The sequence below is a fragment of the Sphaerisporangium siamense genome, from assembly GCF_014205275.1.
In the GTDB taxonomy this organism is placed as follows: Bacteria; Actinomycetota; Actinomycetes; order Streptosporangiales; family Streptosporangiaceae; genus Sphaerisporangium; species Sphaerisporangium siamense.
In genome coordinates this window covers 5,205,463-5,221,805 of record NZ_JACHND010000001.1, presented here as the reverse complement: position 1 = coordinate 5,221,805, position 16,343 = coordinate 5,205,463, and the positions used below count along the sequence as shown (strand labels likewise).

General features: G+C 71.7%; 16 protein-coding genes. All 16 read right to left on the bottom strand.

The genetic code is table 11. From position 1 onward, the window contains the following. Positions 1-36 precede the first annotated feature (36 nt). Positions 37-1,119, bottom strand: coding sequence for a protein translocase subunit SecF (gene secF, locus BJ982_RS24090; protein ID WP_221482361.1), 1,083 nt, complete (start codon positions 1,117-1,119; stop codon positions 37-39). Then, the gene (secD, locus tag BJ982_RS24085; RefSeq protein ID WP_239123498.1) at positions 1,119-2,864 is read right to left on the bottom strand and encodes a protein translocase subunit SecD; all 1,746 of its coding nucleotides are present in this window, start codon (positions 2,862-2,864) and stop codon (positions 1,119-1,121) included. Before secD ends, secF begins: the two co-directional genes overlap by 1 nt. A 79-nt stretch (positions 2,865-2,943) precedes the next feature. Beyond that, positions 2,944-3,315: a preprotein translocase subunit YajC gene (gene yajC / locus BJ982_RS24080; protein WP_239123497.1), complete on the bottom strand. Its 372-nt coding sequence runs from the start codon at positions 3,313-3,315 to the stop codon at positions 2,944-2,946. Positions 3,316-3,695: 380 nt separating this feature from the next. Continuing rightward, positions 3,696-4,745, bottom strand: a complete 1,050-nt coding sequence (ruvB, locus tag BJ982_RS24075) for a Holliday junction branch migration DNA helicase RuvB (protein WP_184883626.1) — start codon at positions 4,743-4,745, stop codon at positions 3,696-3,698. Between the two features lie 9 nt (positions 4,746-4,754). Next, the gene (gene ruvA, locus BJ982_RS24070) at positions 4,755-5,375 is read right to left on the bottom strand and encodes a Holliday junction branch migration protein RuvA (protein WP_184883624.1); all 621 of its coding nucleotides are present in this window, start codon (positions 5,373-5,375) and stop codon (positions 4,755-4,757) included. Then, on the bottom strand, positions 5,372-5,917 hold the full coding sequence (gene ruvC, locus BJ982_RS24065; RefSeq protein ID WP_184889240.1) for a crossover junction endodeoxyribonuclease RuvC: 546 nt from the start codon (positions 5,915-5,917) through the stop codon (positions 5,372-5,374). Before ruvC ends, ruvA begins: the two co-directional genes overlap by 4 nt. Before the next feature lie 128 nt (positions 5,918-6,045). Then, positions 6,046-7,230, bottom strand: a complete 1,185-nt coding sequence (locus BJ982_RS24060) for a GNAT family N-acetyltransferase (protein ID WP_184883621.1) — start codon at positions 7,228-7,230, stop codon at positions 6,046-6,048. Positions 7,231-7,281: 51 nt separating this feature from the next. Further along, entirely contained in the window at positions 7,282-8,034 is a 753-nt protein-coding gene (locus BJ982_RS24055; RefSeq protein ID WP_184883620.1) for a YebC/PmpR family DNA-binding transcriptional regulator, read from the bottom strand. 3 nt (positions 8,035-8,037) lie between these two features. After that, the gene (gene pdxT / locus BJ982_RS24050; RefSeq protein WP_184889238.1) at positions 8,038-8,619 is read right to left on the bottom strand and encodes a pyridoxal 5'-phosphate synthase glutaminase subunit PdxT; all 582 of its coding nucleotides are present in this window, start codon (positions 8,617-8,619) and stop codon (positions 8,038-8,040) included. 151 nt (positions 8,620-8,770) lie between these two features. Beyond that, positions 8,771-10,270, bottom strand: coding sequence for an alkaline phosphatase D family protein (locus BJ982_RS24045; RefSeq protein ID WP_239123495.1), 1,500 nt, complete (start codon positions 10,268-10,270; stop codon positions 8,771-8,773). 352 nt (positions 10,271-10,622) lie between these two features. After that, entirely contained in the window at positions 10,623-11,537 is a 915-nt protein-coding gene (gene pdxS, locus BJ982_RS24040; protein ID WP_184883616.1) for a pyridoxal 5'-phosphate synthase lyase subunit PdxS, read from the bottom strand. 134 nt (positions 11,538-11,671) lie between these two features. Then, entirely contained in the window at positions 11,672-12,688 is a 1,017-nt protein-coding gene (locus tag BJ982_RS24035; protein ID WP_184883614.1) for a DUF3048 domain-containing protein, read from the bottom strand. A gap of 158 nt (positions 12,689-12,846) precedes the next feature. After that, positions 12,847-13,383 (bottom strand): LemA family protein, encoded by a 537-nt coding sequence (locus BJ982_RS24030; RefSeq protein ID WP_184889236.1) that lies wholly within the window; start codon positions 13,381-13,383, stop codon positions 12,847-12,849. Then, on the bottom strand, positions 13,383-14,597 hold the full coding sequence (locus BJ982_RS24025) for a glycosyltransferase family 4 protein (RefSeq protein WP_184883612.1): 1,215 nt from the start codon (positions 14,595-14,597) through the stop codon (positions 13,383-13,385). Before BJ982_RS24025 ends, BJ982_RS24030 begins: the two co-directional genes overlap by 1 nt. 7 nt (positions 14,598-14,604) lie before the next feature. Beyond that, positions 14,605-15,519, bottom strand: coding sequence for a phosphatidylinositol mannoside acyltransferase (locus BJ982_RS24020; protein ID WP_307784656.1), 915 nt, complete (start codon positions 15,517-15,519; stop codon positions 14,605-14,607). A 49-nt stretch (positions 15,520-15,568) separates the two neighbouring features. Beyond that, positions 15,569-16,168, bottom strand: coding sequence for a phosphatidylinositol phosphate synthase (gene pgsA / locus BJ982_RS24015; protein ID WP_184883610.1), 600 nt, complete (start codon positions 16,166-16,168; stop codon positions 15,569-15,571). Between the last annotated feature and the right edge of the window lie 175 nt (positions 16,169-16,343).

Here is a 16,343-nt window from a genome sequence, read left to right as displayed (position 1 = left end):
GGGCATCACGGGGGCGCCACGAGAGAGGAGCCCTCTCTAGCGTTTCTTGCGCTTCTGCGTGGACACCGCGCCGTTCGGCGAGGCCGCCGGGCCGGTGGAGGTGGCCGCCGCGGCGGGTTCCTTGCCCTTGCCCGCCGGCGGGGCGTCCTGCGCCGAGCCGCCCTTGTTGGAGGCGAGCCGCTTGGCGATCGCCATGTACTTCGGCTCGCGCTCCTTGAGGTTGACCAGCAGCGGCGTCGCCACGCACAGCGAGGAGTACGTGCCGACGATCATGCCGACGAACAGGGCCAGCGACAGGTCCTTCAGGGTGCCCGCGCCGAACAGCGTGGTGCCGATGAACAGGATGGCGGCCACGGGGAGGATCGCCACCAGGCTGGTGTTCAGCGAGCGGATCAGCGTGTGGTTCAGCGCGTTGTTCGCCGCCTGGGTGTAGGTCATCTTGGAGGTCGTGCCGAGCTTGGCCGTGACCTCCTTGATCATGTCGAACACCACGACCGCGTCGTACAGCGAATAACCGAGGATCGTCAGGAAGCCCAGCATGGTCGCCGGGGTGACCTCGAAGCCCGACCAGGCGTAGATGCCGGCGGTGATGACGAGGTCGTGCAACAGCGCGACCACCGCGGCCAGCGCCATCTTCCACTCGAAGGCCATCGTCAGGTACAGGATGATCGCGATCATGAAGACGATCAGGCCGATGACGGCCTTCCTGAGCACCTCGCCGCCCCACGTGGGGCCGATGATCTGCTTGTTCACCTGATTGCCGGCGATGCCGAACTCTTTGGAGATGGCGTCCTGGACGGTGGTGACCTGGGGTGCCGAGAGGCTCTGCGTGGTCACGCGCCAGCGGTTGCCCGCCTCCTGCACGGAGACCTGGTGGGCTCCGGCCCCCTCGACCGTGGAGCGCACGGTCTCGATGGTGGAGGCGCGCGGCTTGTCGAAGCTGAAGACCGAGCCGCCCTTGAACTCGACGCCGAGGTTGAGCCCCTGGACGATCAGGCCGAGGATGGAGATCACCAGCAGCAGGCCGGACACCGCGGACCACAGCTTGTAGCGCCCGACGAAGTCGATGTCGACCTCGCCGCGGTACAGCCGGCGGCCGATCACACCGATGCGCGACATCAGCCCTCCTGCGAAACGGTCGTGCGGGCGACGGGCGTGTCGCGGCCCATGCGCTCGGCGTCCAGACCCGACAGCTTGTGGCCCTTGGCGAAGAAGGACAGCCTGGCCAGCAGCGCGACGAACGGCTTGGTGAAGAGGAACACGACGGCGATGTCGATGAGGGTGGTGAGGCCCATCGCGAAGGCGAAGCCCGCGACGCCGCCGACCGCCAGGAAGTAGAGCACCACGGCGGCGATGAACATGACCGCGTCGGCGATCAGGATCGTGCGCCGGGCGCGCACCCAGGCGACCTCGACGGCCACCCGCAGCGAGCGCCTGCCCTCCTTCATCTCGTCGCGCATTCGCTCGAAGTAGACGATGAAGGAGTCGGCGGTGATACCGATCGAGACGATCAGGCCGATGATGTGCGGCAGCGACAGCCGGAAGTTGGCGTTGTGGCCGAGCAGGACCACCGCCTGGTAGGTCAGGATCGTCGCCACCGCGAGGCTGGCCACCGCGACCAGGCCGAGGCCCCGGTAGTACAGCAGGGAGTACAGCACGACCAGGATGAGGCCGATGGCGCCCGCGAGCAGGCCGCCGCGCAGCTGGTCGGCGCCGAGCGTGGAGGAGACCTCCTCGATGGAGCTCTGCACGAACTTCAGCGGCAGGGCGCCGTACTTGAGCTGGTTGGCCAGGTCGTCGGCGGTCTTCTGGGTGAAGCTGCCGGAGATGCGCGCCTGGCCGCCGGGGATCGGCTCCTCGATGACCGGGGCGGAGATGACGACGCCGTCCAGCACCATCGCGAGCTGGTTGCGCGGCTGCGGGGCGCTGGTGATCTGGCCGGTGATCTTGGCGAACTGGCCGGCGCCCGCGCTCTTGAAGGTGACCTGGACGATCCACTCGCCGGTGGTGGAGTCGACCCCCGAGCTGGCGCCCGCGACCTCGGTGCCCTTGACGGCGGCCTTGTCCAGGATGTACTTGGCCACGCCGTCGTCGCTACAGGCCACGAGCTGCTTGTCGGCGTCGTCCTGGACGCCCTGCCCGCGGTCCTTCTTGGTGCAGTCGAGCTTCTTGAACTGCTCGGCCACCGCGGGGTCGACCCCGGTCAGGTCGACGCCGGCGAAGGGATCCTCAGTGGGGGGCGCCGACGGCGCCGCCGACCCGCTGGGCGCGGGCGTCGCCTTGCCCTCGTCCTTGCCGGAGCCCTTGTTGTCGTCCTTCTTGTCACCCTGCCCGGTCGCCGACGCGGAGGGCGCCGGGGTGGGGTTCGTCAGGGCCGAGGACAGGGCCCGGCCGGCCGGGGTGCCGCTCGGGGCCGGCTTGGCCGTGGACGACGGCTCGGCCGGGGAGCTCGGCTTCGGCGACCCGCTGCCCGAGGGGGCGGGGGTGGCCGGCGCGGTCGGCAGCGCGCCCGGCGTGGCGTTCGCCGCCGCGACCGCGAGGACTTGACGGAAGCGCAGCTCGGCCGTGGTGCCGACCAGCTTGACGACCTCCTCCTGGCCCGCGCCTGGGACGGAGATGACGATGTTGTCGCCCGCCTTGGCGACCTCTGCGTCGGAGATGCCGCTGCCGTTCACCCGTTCACGGATGATGTTGACGGCCAGGTCGAGGCTCTCCTGGGAAGGGGTCGCGCCGCTCTGGGTGACCGGGGACAGCGTCACCGTGGTGCCGCCGGCGAGGTCGAGCCCGAACTTCGGCACGAACGACTTCTGCAGGAGCATCACCCCGCCCATGGCGAGGATGAGCGCCAGGAGCGCCAGGAGCACTCGCCCCGGCTTGCTCTGGCTACTGGTCGATGGGGCCACTGGTGGTCAGTTCTTTCGTCAAGGGGTTTGCTGAGCCTACTCAGGACTTCGCGCTAGTCGAGCCCTCGTCTCCCCGGCGCTCCGGGGCGTCGTGCACCCTCTCTTCCGCTACGGTGTCCCGGACCTCCGGGACGCCGTCGGCGTCACCGACTTCATTGTCACCCGGCTCTTCCACCGGAGTGACCACGCGGCCGATGGCGGCCTTGATCCACCGGGTCTCGATGCCCGGGGCTATCTCGATCACGACGTCGTCGTCGTCGATGGCGGTTACGGTGCCGAACAGGCCGGTGGTGGTCATCACCTTGGTGCCCGGCGCCAGGTTGTTCTGCATCTGCAGCTGTTCCTGCTGGCGCTTCCGCTGCGGGCGGATGAGCAGGAAGTAGAAGACCACGACCAGCAAGATCAGTGGCACGAATGATCCAAGGCCCTGCACGGGGCTTCCTTCCGGTTACGAACTGACCGGCATGCGCCGGAGGTCTTGAGGCGATGAGCACGGCCACGCTGAACATGTCAGCGTACACAGCCAGCCAAGCCACGGAGTTTAGGCGAGCTTGTCAAAGCCCGGCAACGAACCCACGCTCCCGCGAGCAGGAAAGTTCCCGTTGTCACCGATCTGTGACCAGCCGATACGACATTTTTGAAACTTTCCGTACCGCCGTGACCGTCTCTGGGGGCATGGCATACGGAAAAGGGTGTACGCCGGATAAGGGGCCATCCCTGGGGCCACGGCGGCGTTTCGGCCGCCCTCACGTGTAAAGACGCTTGTCAGGAGCTCCGGTGAGGGCGGCGTCGTCAGGGATCCTCAAAGAGGGTGGGCGCCGCCTGCGCCCCGAACGCGTCCGGCGGCGGGGTGAGCCCCAGGTGGGACCAGGCCGCGGCGGTGGCGACCCGCCCCCGGGGCGTGCGGGCGAGCAGGCCCTGGCGCACGAGGAAGGGTTCGGCGACGACCTCGACGGTCTCGGGCTCCTCCCCCACCGCGACCGCCAGCGTGGACAGCCCGACGGGGCCGCCGCCGAACTTGCGCAGCAGCGCCCCGAGGACGGCGCGGTCGAGCCGGTCGAGCCCCTCGGCGTCGACCTCGTACAGGTTGAGCGCGGCCGAGGCGATGTCGCGGGTGATCACGCCGTCGGTGCGGACCTCGGCGAAGTCGCGGACCCGCCGCAGCAGGCGGTTGGCGATGCGGGGCGTGCCGCGCGAGCGGCGGGCGATCTCGTGGGCCGCCTCCTCGGGCAGGCGCAGGGCGAGCAGGCCCGCCGAGCGGCGCAGGACCTGCTCCAGCTCCTCGACGTCGTAGAAGTCCATGTGGGCCACGAAGCCGAACCGGTCGCGCAGGGGGGCGGGCAGCAGGCCCGCGCGGGTGGTGGCGCCGACCAGGGTGAACGGCGCGATCTCCAAGGGGATGGCGGTGGCGCCGGGGCCCTTGCCGACCACGATGTCGACGCGGAAGTCCTCCATGGCGAGGTACAGCATCTCCTCGGCGGGCCGGGACATGCGGTGGATCTCGTCGATGAACAGCACCTCCCCCTCCGACAACGTGGAGAGGATGGCGGCGAGGTCGCCCGCGCGCTCCAGGGCGGGGCCGGAGGTCAGCCGCAGGGGCATGCCCAGCTCCGCGGCGATGATCATGGCGAGTGTGGTCTTGCCGAGGCCCGGCGAGCCGCTCATGAGGACGTGGTCCGGCGGGCGGTCGCGGCGCAGCGCGCTTTCGAGCACCAGCGAGAGCTGCTCGCGCACGCGGGTCTGGCCGATGAACTCGGCCAGCCGCTTGGGGCGCAGCGCGGACTCGATCGCCCGCTCGTCCCCCTCGGCGTCGGGGGACACCAGATCTCTCTCCAGGCTCATCGCGGGCCCCTATCGCACGCTCAGGGCCCGCAGGGCCGCCTTCAGGAGGGTGGCGACCGACGGCTCCCGGCCGGCGGCCTCGTCGGCGTCCGCCTGGGGCGCGACGACGGCGACGGCCTCGTCGGCGTCCTTGGAGGAGTACCCGAGCCCGACCAGGCCGGAGTGGACCTGGTCGCGCCACGCCTGCCTGCGGGCGCGCCCGTTGAGCGCGGCGTCGACCGCCTCGTCCGGCGTGCCGAGCTTGTCCTTCAGCTCCAGGATGATGCGCTGGGCCCCCTTCTGGCCGATGCCCGGCACCATGGTCAGCGCCTTGACGTCGGCGCTCGCCACCGCCACCCGCAGGGCGTTCGGCGTGTGGACGGCGAGCATGGCCAGCGCCAGCCTGGGGCCGACCCCGGAGGCGGTCTGGAGCATCTCGAAGACCGTGCGCTCGTCGTCGGTGGCGAAGCCGTAGAGCGTGAGGGAGTCCTCGCGGACCACCAGGGAGGTGGCGAGCCTGGCCTCCTCGCCGGCGCGCAGCGACGCGAGCGTCGCCGGGGTGCAGTGGACCAGGACGCCGACGCCGCCGACCTCCACCACGGCGGAGTCGGGGGCGAGGCCGGCGACGCGCCCGGAGACGGAGGCGATCACGGGGCGGTTCCCTTCGCGGGCACGGCGGCGGGCCTGGCCTTGGCGAGGGCCGCGGCCAGGCGGTTCTGGGTTCCGCCGCGCCAGATGTGGCAGATGGCGAGCGCGAGCGCGTCGGCGGCGTCGGCCGGTTTCGGCATGGCGTCGAGGCGGAGCAGGCGGGTGACCATGGTGCCGACCTGGGCCTTGTCGGCGTTGCCGTACCCGGTGATGGCGGCCTTGACCTCGGAAGGGGTGTGCAGCGCGACGGGCAGGCCGCGGCGCGCGGCGCACAGGATGGCCACGGCGGACGCCTGGGCGGTGCCCATGACGGTGCGCAGGTTGCTCTGGCTGAAGACGCGCTCGACGGCGACCGCGTCGGGCCTGACCTCGTCGAGCCAGCGTTCGATCTCGACCTCGATGGCGGCCAGGCGCGCGCCGATGTCGTCGCCCGCGGGGGTGCGCGCGACACCGACCTTGACGAGGGTGAGCGGCGCGCCCGCGCGGCCCACGACGGCGCCGAGGCCGCACCGGGTGAGGCCGGGATCGACCCCCATGACCCTCAGCTCCGGTAGCCGCACCGGCACGCCTCCCCAAGAACGCCGAACATCTGTTCGGCCCCGAACTCTACTCCGGCCGCCGCGGCCGCGCACCCTCCGACACACCGGGCCGCCCCGGGCCTGTCACGCCGCGGTCAGAAGTAGTCGATCATGTAGGGCTTGGCGGCGAAGGCGCAGGCGAGCAGGTCGTCGGTCGCGGGCGTGCCGCCCGTCACCAGCCCGGCGCGGCGCAGGGCGCTCACCCCGACGCCCGCGAACAGGGCCGACAGGCCGCCGACGGTGAGCCGGGTGACCTCCGCACCGGGCCGGCCCGGCCCGCCGGAAAGCGGGCCCACGCGGACGGCCTCGCCGCGGCCCGAGGCGACCGACAGGCGCCAGGCGCCGGAGTTCGCGGGACGCCGCGGGTCGCTCACCTCGACGACGGCGTCCAGCGCGGCCCCGGCCGGGTATCCGCGCCCGGCCACGGCGGCGGGCAGGTCGATGATCCGGAGCATCCACCCCGTGCGTTCGACGGTGTCGGTGGAGCGGTCGCGCGCCAGCCACAGCATGGGGTCGTCCGGCTCGACGGTCGCCGTCACCGTGGCGGCCACCGAGGAGGCGCTGCCGGCCAGCGACCACAGGGCGCGCGCCGTGGCCTCGGAGCCGGCCACGAGGTTGTCCACGTCGAGCCCGTCGCCGTCCCAGCGGTACAGCAGGAACCCGTCGGCGGCGAGATAGGCGAAGTCGTCGTCGTCCTCCAGCCAGAGGCGCAGCACCCGCTCCTCCTCGACCACGGGGCCGCAGGCCCGGGTGGCGGCGTGCAGACGCCCGAGCAGGGCCCGGATCTCGGCGGCGTCGCCGGGCCCGGCGCGCCGCACCGCGACGGCGGTGTCGCGGGGGGCGAGCGCCCGCAGGCTCTCGGCGGGCACGGTGACGCGCAGGCGGGCGCCCGCGTGCTCCCAGCCCGCGCCGCGGTACAGCGGCGTGGTGGTGGGGTACAGCGCCGAGACCGCGTGGCCGAGCTCGGCGCAGCGCTCGATGGTGGCCCGCATCAGCAGGCCGCCGACCCCGCGCCCGCGGTCCTCGGGCGCGACGGTGACGCCCGCGATGCCGCCCATCGAGAGCGGGCGGCCGTGCCACCACTGCTCGTAGTGGTTGATCCGGCTGGTGGCGACGAGCCGCCCCCCGTCGAAGGCGCCGAGGTAGCGGCCCTCGGGGAGGGCCGGGGCGACCAGGGAACGCCATGTGGCGACGCTGCTCGCGGACAGGGGGCCGAACGCCCGCTTGCGGTTGTCCAGCACGGCGTCCAGGTCGCCGGGCGTCAGGTCACGGATCTGCACAACGGACAAACCTAGGCGAAGCCCACCTAACCGGGCGAACCGATTTCCGACTCAGTCCAGCTTGGCGAGGACGTCGTCGCTGACGTCGAAGTTGGCGTAGACGTTCTGCACGTCGTCGCTGTCCTCCAGCGCGTCGATCAGGCGGAACACCTTGCGCGCGCCGTCCTCGTCCAGGGGGACGCTCAGCGTGGGCAGGAAGCTGCTCTCGGCCGAGTCGTAGTCGATGCCGGCCTCCTGCAACGCCTTGCGGACCGGCACCAGGTCGCCGGCCTCGGACACGACCTCGAACGACTCGCCGAGGTCGTTGACCTCCTCGGCCCCGGCGTCCAGGACCGCGGTCAGCACGTCGTCCTCGCCCAGGCCGCCGCTCTTCGGGACGATGACGACGCCCTTGCGGTTGAACATGTAGGCCACCGAGCCGGGGTCGGCCATGGAACCGCCGTTGCGGGTCATGGCCACGCGGACCTCCGACGCCGCGCGGTTGCGGTTGTCGGTGAGGCATTCGATCAGCACGGCCACGCCGCCGGGCGCGTACCCCTCGTACATGATGGTCTGCCAGTCGGCGCCGCCGGCCTCCAGGCCGCCGCCGCGCTTGCGCGCGCGCTCGATGTTCTCGATCGGCACCGAGCTCTTGCGCGCCTTCTGGATGGCGTCGTAGAGGGTGGGGTTACCGTCCGCGTCCGGGCCGCCGGTGCGGGCCGCCACCTCGATGTTCTTGATGAGCTTGGCGAAAAGCTTGCCCCGCTTGGCGTCCAGCGCGGCCTTCTTGTGCTTCGTCGTCGCCCATTTGGAGTGGCCGGACATCGGCTAGAGCTCCCTCACCATCTCGACAAAATACGAATGAACCCGCGCGTCCCCGGTCAGCTCGGGGTGGAAGGACGTCGCGAGCAGAGGTCCCTGCCGGACCGCGACGATCCTATCCCCAGGCTCGGCCACCCCCAGCACCTCGACGTCCGGGCCCACGGAATCGACCCATGGGGCGCGGATGAAGACGGCGCGCAGCGGGCCGCGTCCCGCGAAATCCAAGGATGCCTCAAAAGAATCGATCTGGCGGCCGAAGGCGTTCCTGCGCACGACCATGTCGATGCCGCCGATCGTCTGCTGGCCCTCGATGCCGCCCTCGATCCGGTCGGCCAGCATGATCATGCCGGCGCAGGAGCCATAGGTCGGCATGCCGGCCTTGATGCGCGCGCGCAGCGGTTCGAGCATCTCGAAGGCGTCGGCGAGCTTCCACATGGTCGTGGACTCCCCGCCGGGGACGATCAGGGCGTCCACCGCCTCCAGCTCGGCCGGGCGGCGCACGGCCACGGCCCTGGCCCCGGCGGCCTCAAGGGATCGGGCGTGTTCCCGCACGTCGCCCTGGAGGGCGAGCACGCCGATCGTCGGCATCGTCGGGGCAGAGGTCACCGGTCGTTCCTTCCGTTCATCGCTCGACGGTCGCGCGCGGGTCGGACGTGCGGCGACAGGCGTCAAAAGCGTAGGGCCAAGCGGAACAACACCCCAAACCGCTCGGGACTTCCCGGCCCGCCGACCGGCCGCCTCAGGGCCTGCGCAGCAGCCCGGGGATCTTGTCGGGCACCGCGAAGCTCGCGGCGATGTGCGCCGCGGCGCCGGGCGTGCTCACGTACGAGAGCACCTTGAAGTCGGCGACCAGCGCGGTGGGCTCCACCTTGACCATGAGGTAGCCGCGGCGCCGCAGATGGAACTTCAGGTGCGGGTTCCCGTCCACCAGCGCGTCCCTGGCCCGGTCGTGGTCGCGGCCGTCTCCCCCGCTGGTCACGGAGGTGACGGCCAGCTCGGTGCCGACCAGGGTCGAGGCGTCGTCGTCGTAGTCCAGCGCCAGGTCGCCCGCCCAGTGCGAGTGCACGTCGCCGGTCAGCACGACGGCGTTGCGCACGCCCGCGTCCAGCCAGCCGCGGGTCACCCGGGTCCGCGAGGCGGAGTAGCCGTCCCAGGCGTCCTGCCGGACCAGCTTCTCGCCGCCGCGGCGCCGGTCGCGCTGCCCGAAGAACACCTGCTGGCCGATGATGTCCCACAGCGCCCTGGACTCGCGGAAGCCCTCCAGCAGCCAGCGCTCCTGCTCCGTGCCGGTGATCGTCCGGCCCGGCTCCCGGGACTCGGGGCAGGTGTCGAAGCCCGCGCCGCAGACCAGCGGGTCCCGGTACTGGCGCGTGTCCAGCATGTGGATCGTGGCGAGCCGCCCCCAGCGCAGGCGCCGGAACAGCGTGATCATCGGCCCGCGCGGGACGGACGCGCGGCGCAGCGGCATGTGCTCGTAGTACGCGCGGAACGCCGCCTCGCGCCGCTCGGCGGGCAGCAGGCTCGTCCAGTTGTTGCGGACCTCGTGGTCGTCCATGATCGGCACCCACGGCGCGGCGGCGTGCGCCGCCCTCAGGTCGGCGTCGGTCTTGTAGAGGGCGTGCCTGCGGCGGTAGCCGGTCAGCGTGCGGGCCTCGGGGCCCTCGTGCTCGCGCACGTTGCCGCCCGGGCACGGCATCTCGCCCCTGCCGTACTCGTAGATGTAGTCGCCGAGATGCAGTATCAGGTCCGGCCGCTCCCCCGCCATCCTGCTGTAGGCGGTGAAGTGGCCGTGCTGGTAGTTGGCGCACGAGGCCACCGCGAGCGTGAGCGACTTCGGCAGCGAGGCGGGAGGTGGGGCGGTGAGCGCCCGGCCGATCGGCGAGACGTAGGTGCCCGCCTTGAAGCGGTACCAGTACTCGCGGCCCGGCTCCAGCCCGGCCACCTCGGCGTGCACGCTGTGCGCCCACTCGCGCACGGCCTCCTCGGTGCCGCGCCGCACCACCTGCGCGCAGGCGGGGTCGGTGGCGACCTCCCAGTAGACCGGCACCGGCGCCGCGGGCATCCCGCCGAACCCGTCTTCGGCCAGCGGCGCCGGCGCGAGCCTGGTCCAGATGACGAACCCGTCCGGGGACGGATCGCCGGAGGCGACGCCCAGCGTGAACGGGTCCGCATAGGAGACCCGCAGGGGCGGCACTCCGGACGCCAGCCCCAGCACGAGGAACGATCGCCTGTCGATCACATGACGATCATCAGCTATCGCCAGCAAACACCGGGTATAGGGACGCCCAGGTCAGAGGGGATATATATGGCCGTCTCGCCCTACGACCCGTCCTCCAGACGCGGGCGAGCCGCACCGGCGCCAAGGCGATTCACCGCGAACGACCCGGCAACCCGTTACCCGGCGCCTTGAAGAACTCCGTGCTCGAACGCCCCGCGTGAGGGCGCGCCGGTGCTCTGAGGGAGGAGGGCGCAAGGGTGAGGAACGATCCCTTGCGCCCGACGACCGAAGAGCACCGGCGCGCCCTCACGCCGCGACGCCGGAGGCGGCGCCATCAACACAGCGCCATCAACACAGCGCCATGAACACAGCCTTACCAGCCGCGGGTGGCCAGGCGGTCGGAGTCGGGGAGGGTGGCGACGTTGATGCCGACCATGGCCTCGCCGAGGCCGCGGGAGACCTTGGCGATGACGTCGGGGTCGTCGTAGAAGGTGGTGGCCTTGACGATCGCGGCGGCGCGCTTGGCGGGGTCGCCGGACTTGAAGATGCCCGAGCCGACGAACACGCCCTCGGCGCCGAGCTGCATCATCATCGCGGCGTCCGCGGGGGTGGCGATGCCGCCCGCGGTGAACAGGACGACGGGCAGCTTGCCGGTCTTGGCGATCTCGGCGACGAGCTCGTACGGCGCGCGCAGTTCCTTGGCGGCGGCGTACAGCTCGGCCTCGTCGAGGGCGGCGAGGCGCTTGATGTCGCCGCGGATCTGGCGCATGTGGCGGGTGGCCTCGACGACGTTGCCGGTGCCGGCCTCGCCCTTGGAGCGGATCATCGCCGCGCCCTCGGCGATGCGGCGCAGGGCCTCGCCGAGGTTGGTGGCGCCACAGACGAAGGGGACCGTGAAGGCCCACTTGTCGATGTGGTTGGCCTCGTCGGCGGGGGTGAGCACCTCGGACTCGTCGACGTAGTCGACGCCGATGGCCTGCAGGACCTGGGCCTCGGCGAAGTGGCCGATGCGGGCCTTGGCCATGACGGGGATCGACACGGCCTCGATGATGCCGTCGATCATGTCAGGGTCGCTCATGCGCGACACGCCGCCTTCGGCGCGGATGTCCGCCGGCACACGCTCAAGGGCCATCACGGCGACCGCGCCGGCATCCTCGGCGATCTTGGCCTGTTCGGGCGTGACGACGTCCATGATGACGCCACCCTTGAGCATCTCGGCCATGCCACGCTTCACACGGGCGGTGCCGGTGGCGGCGGGGGCGGTGACTTCGGGGGTGCTGCTGGACACGGTCTTACCTCACGAGGGCGACAATGGGTTCCCGTCCATGGTAGGCGCTGATCAGCGCCCGCCTCGACGCGCCGGTTCGTCACAAGTTCCGGCGATCTTTGGACAAGCCGTACGGCAGGGGAAAACGGCTTCGATCAGGGCTGGACGGGCTTGGGCGCGGCCAGCACGATCCACACCTGACCCCGGCTGAACGGCAGCGGATCGCCGGACGCGGTGGTGAACGTCGTGCCTTCCTTCTCGGAGGGGCGCGACCACTTGGCCTTGTACGCCTTGCCGTCGCGCAGCACGACGGCCCTGCCGGTGCCGGTGCTCTGGATGAGCGGCGTGTAGCTGCCGGTGAAGTCGTGGAACTCCGAGCGGGTGGTCTTGGCGTACTGCACCACGATGGTGGGCGCGCCGAGCTGGCCGCCCTCGGCCGCCATGTCCCGCTTCCCGTCCTGGGCGACGAGCCAGCGCTTGTCGTCCTCCGACCAGGTGAAGGTGAACCGGGCGGCCGGATATTTTACGGTAAAAGTCTTTCTAGGCGTGCCGCCGTCCGGGGCATCGCCGAACGTGAAGCCGATGTCGCGGGCCCTGCTGGCCTTGGGCGCCCCCGCCAGGAGCTTCTTGGTGTCGGCGAACAGGTTGTAGGGGGCGACCCGCCCGGGCTGGCGGAAGTACGCGCCCGGCTGCGCGCTGTCGGAGACGTCGAACAGGGACGCCGCCTGGACCAGCGGGATCATCTTGCTCTGCACGCCGGAGTAGGCCAGCGCGGGCTTGCCGAACATCGGCAGCAGGTGCAGGTCGGAGATGCGGGCGCTGCGGACCGGGCCGATCTTGGCGGGCAGCTTGGAGGAGAAGATCGCCATCAGGCGGGTGAGGCCGCCCTCGACCTGCTCGACGAACACCAGGTCGGCACTGCGCAGGCCGAGCTGCGGCTTGCCCGCCGCGGTGTTCTCGATCTTCACGGCGAGCACCGGCTTGCGTCCGGCCACCGGCCGGCCGGTGAAGGGGTGCTCGGGGGGCGGGGCCGGGGACGACGACGGCGAGGCGACCGGCTGCGTGGCCTCGCCCGCGGGCGACGCGCCGCCGCCCGAGGAGGAGCACGCCGCCGCGGGCGTCAGCACGGCGGTACCCGCCAGCGCGACACTGATGACCCGTTTTACCCGCACAGTTCGGCTCCTCCCGATTTCTCATGAAAACGCCATGAGCTTACCGATGGACGGAACGGCTTCCCGCTGGTCCGCCGAACTTTTCCCGATTCATGGGGAGAGGTCGGGAACCAGGGTCAAGAGACACCCAAGAGCGGCCGGAAATGGACCGGTCCCGGTCAGGACTGCTGCGAGAAGGCCTCGGGCTCGGCGTCGTCGATCTCGAAGAACGCGGGGTACTCGGTGTGCCCGGCCAGGCGGAGCGTGCGCGCCAGCCAGCGGCGCTGCGCCTGCCGGGTCACCCCTACCGCGTTGTTGTAGAAGCGGCGCGAGTAGATGACCTTGGTGACCGCGGTGTCGAGCTCCTCCATGAGCTCGGCGCCCGCCGGGGTCTCGGCCAGCCGCTCGCGGAACCGCTCCTGGTCCATCACCGCGCGCAGCGTGCGCGACAGGTCGCTCTCGGCGTGCTCGCGCTCGTCGGGCCCCGCCGTGCGGGCCTCGTGCGTGGCCGCGGCCAGCACCAGGCTGGTCGCGGGGTCCAGCACACGCGAGGCGGCCAGCTCCATGCACACGGCGGCGCGGCGCACGAGCGCGGCGTCCAGGGCCTCGCGCGCGGTCTCCAGGCGGATGTGCAGGCGGTCCAGCCGCCCGGCCCGCCAGGAGATGTAGACGGCGGCCAGCACGAGCAGCACGCCGAGGATCAGGAACTGGGTGATCACGGCGCCTCGCGCCGGTCCGAGCGCGCGCCCTCGCCGGCCCCCGCCGGGTGCCGGGCGTGGCGCCGCAGGCCGCCCCGGGCCTGCTGCTCCTCCTCGACTCCCCCGCCCGCGCCGGCCGTCACCGTCTCGTACACCCGGACCACGTCGCGCGCGACCGTGGACCAGTCGTACCTGCGGACGGCCACCCGCGCCTCGTCCGCCAGCTTGGCGCGGCGCTCGGGGTCGTCCAGCAGGGCCGCGGCCTCCCGGGCGAGCGACGCGGCGTCGCCCGTGGTGAACAGCGCGCCGGCCTGGCCCTCGCCGAGCACGCGGCGGAAGGCGGGGATGTCGCTGGCCAGGACGGTCGCACCGGCCGCCATGGCCTCGGCCAGGACGATGCCGAAGCTCTCGCCGTGGGTGTTCGGGGCGCAGAAGACGTCGACGGAGTGGTAGGCGCGCGTCTTGTCCTCTTCGCTCACCATGCCGAGCACGCCGACCCGGTCGCGCAGCGCGGCGGGAAGCCTGCCGAGCGCGTCGGCGGCGTCGCCCGGCCCGGCCACCAGCAGCCTCAGGCCGGGACGCTCCGGGGCGAGCAGCGTGAAGGCCTCCAGGAGGATCGGCAGGCCCTTGCGCGGCTCGTCCATCCGGCCGAGGAAGCCGATGACCCCGCCGTCGGGGCCCCAGCCGGGCAGCGGCTCGGCCTCGGCGTACCGGGAGACCGTCACGCCGTTGGGGATGAGCACGGCGTCGCCCCCGAGGTGCTCGACCAGCGTCTTGCGGGCGGCGTCGGAGACGGCGATCCTGCCGGTGATCTTCTCCAGCGCGGTGTGCAGCACGGGCGCGGTCACAGAGACCGCGCGCGAGCGCTGGTAGGAGGCGTGGAAGGTGGCCACGATCGGGCCGCGGGCCGCCCAGCAGGCCAGAAGGCCCACCGAGGGGACGGCCGGCTCGTGCACGTGCAGGACGTCGAAGCGGCCCTCGCGCAGCCACTTGCGCACGCGCCCGGCCGACAGGAAGCCGAACGCCAGGCGCGCCACCGAGCCGTTGTAGGGCACGGGGACGGCACGCCCGGCCGAGGTCACGTAGTACGGCAGGGGCGCGTCGTCGGCGGCGGGGGCGACCACCGAGACGTGGTGGCCGTCGGCGATGAGCGCCTCGGACAGGTCGCGGACGTGCGCCATGACGCCGCCGGGGACCTCCCAGGTGTAGGGGCAGACCATGCCTACCCTCATGGCGCGTTCACCGGGGCTCTAGGTCGTCGAGCCAGATTCGCTGCAGCATGTGCCAGTCCTCGGGGTGCTCGGAGATGCCTTCCTCGAACGCGCGCGCCATGCCCTGCGTCATGGCGGTGATCTTCTCCTGGCGGGTGCCCTCCGCGGGGACGGGGACCTCGTCGTAGATGCGGACGCCCCAGCCGTCGCCGTCGAACCACAGCGTCGCCGGGTGCAGCGGCGCGCCGGTCTGCAGGGCCAGCATGGCCGGGCCCGCGACCATGCGCGTCCTGCCGTCGAAGAAGTCGACCTCGACGCCCCTCTCGGTGAGGTCACGCTCGGCGGGCAGGCAGATCGCGCGTCCCTCGCGCAGGCGCCTGGCCAGCGTGCCGAAGGCGTGGGCGGTGCCGCCGCCCTTGGCCGTGAGCGGGAGCACCTCCATGCCGAGGCTCTCGCGGAAGGCGACGAAACGCTCGTACAGGGACTCGGGCTTGAGCCGCTCCATGACCGTCGTGAACGGGTACCCGTTGTGGATCAGCCAGGCGCCGGCCAGGTCCCAGTTGCCCATGTGGGGCAGGGCCAGCACGATGCCCCGGCCGCCGTCCACGGTCGAGAAGATCTTCTCCTTGCCCTCGGCGCGCACGCCGGCCAGGACGCGGTCCTTGCCGATCACGGGCAGGCGCAGCGCCTCCAGCCAGTAGCGGAAGTAGGAGCGCAGGCCCGCCTTGCTGAGGTCGCGGATCGACGGGTCGGCGGGGTCCTTGCCCGTCACCCGGGCGAGGTTGGACTCCAGGCGGCGCACCGACTTACCACGGCGCCGCCACATCGCGTCGGCGATGAGGCGGAACACCCACGCGGCCATCCGCTCGGGCACCCTGGGCACGAGGACCCAGCCGAGGTGGAAGGCCCAGACGACGAGCCGATCCCCCAATGCGAGGTTCACCCCCAGAAGTCGTGAGACGCCGGACACGTGCGAGAGGAACTCTTTAAGTTCATGTTGGCACTGTCTGACGGTAGACGTGGAGAATACGCTGCCCCACGGTGAAAGCGCTCGCCGCCGCGAGCAGCCACAGCCCCACGGCGAGGATGTACGGCACGCCGAGCCCCGACAGGCCGGCGGCCACCAGGACCGTGACCAGGCGCTCGGACCGCTCGGCGAAGCCGACGTCGCACGTCAGCCCGAGCCCCTCGGCCCGCGCCTTGGCGTACGACACCACCGCCCCCGCCACCAGGCAGAACAGGGCGACGCACGCCAGAACCCGCTGGCCCGTCGCCATGAACCACAGGATCAGGCCCGAGAAGATCGCCGCGTCGCCGACGCGGTCGAGGGTGGAGTCCAGGAAGGCACCCCAGCGGCTGCCGGTGCCGAGCATGCGGGCGAGGACGCCGTCGAGCATGTCGGCCAGCACGAAGACGGTGATGACCACCGTGCCGAGGAACAACTGGCCGCGCGGGTAGAACCAGAGGGCTCCCCCGGCCACGCCGAGCGTGCCGATGAGCGTGACGACATTGGGACTGACGCCCCGGCGGGCCAGCGCCTGGCCGAGAGGGGTCAGGACACGGGTGACGGCGGGGCGCAGGAGCTTCAACATCGCGGTCCGATCGTAGGCCACATGTGACCCCGGATTCGAACGAGACCTGGTGAGGCGGCCCGAGAGAAGCGAAAACGGGTGGGTGGACCCTCGCGGAAGGGTAAGGGAAGAAGACGGGAGGGCGACCGCCCGGCGAACGCCGGGACACGTCCCGGCGTCATCATTTACCCGGCGC

Bases quoted from the DNA above. Each gene is read 5' to 3' on its own strand.
- secF (WP_221482361.1), bottom strand. From the start codon at position 1,119: ATGTCGCGCATCGGTGTGATCGGCCGCCGGCTGTACCGCGGCGAGGTC.
- ruvB (WP_184883626.1), bottom strand. From the start codon at position 4,745: ATGAGCCTGGAGAGAGATCTGGTGTCCCCCGACGCCGAGGGGGACGAG.
- BJ982_RS24055 (WP_184883620.1), bottom strand. From the start codon at position 8,034: ATGTCCGGCCACTCCAAATGGGCGACGACGAAGCACAAGAAGGCCGCG.
- pdxT (WP_184889238.1), bottom strand. From the start codon at position 8,619: ATGCCGACGATCGGCGTGCTCGCCCTCCAGGGCGACGTGCGGGAACAC.
- BJ982_RS24025 (WP_184883612.1), bottom strand. From the start codon at position 14,597: ATGAGGGTAGGCATGGTCTGCCCCTACACCTGGGAGGTCCCCGGCGGC.
- pgsA (WP_184883610.1), bottom strand. From the start codon at position 16,168: ATGTTGAAGCTCCTGCGCCCCGCCGTCACCCGTGTCCTGACCCCTCTC.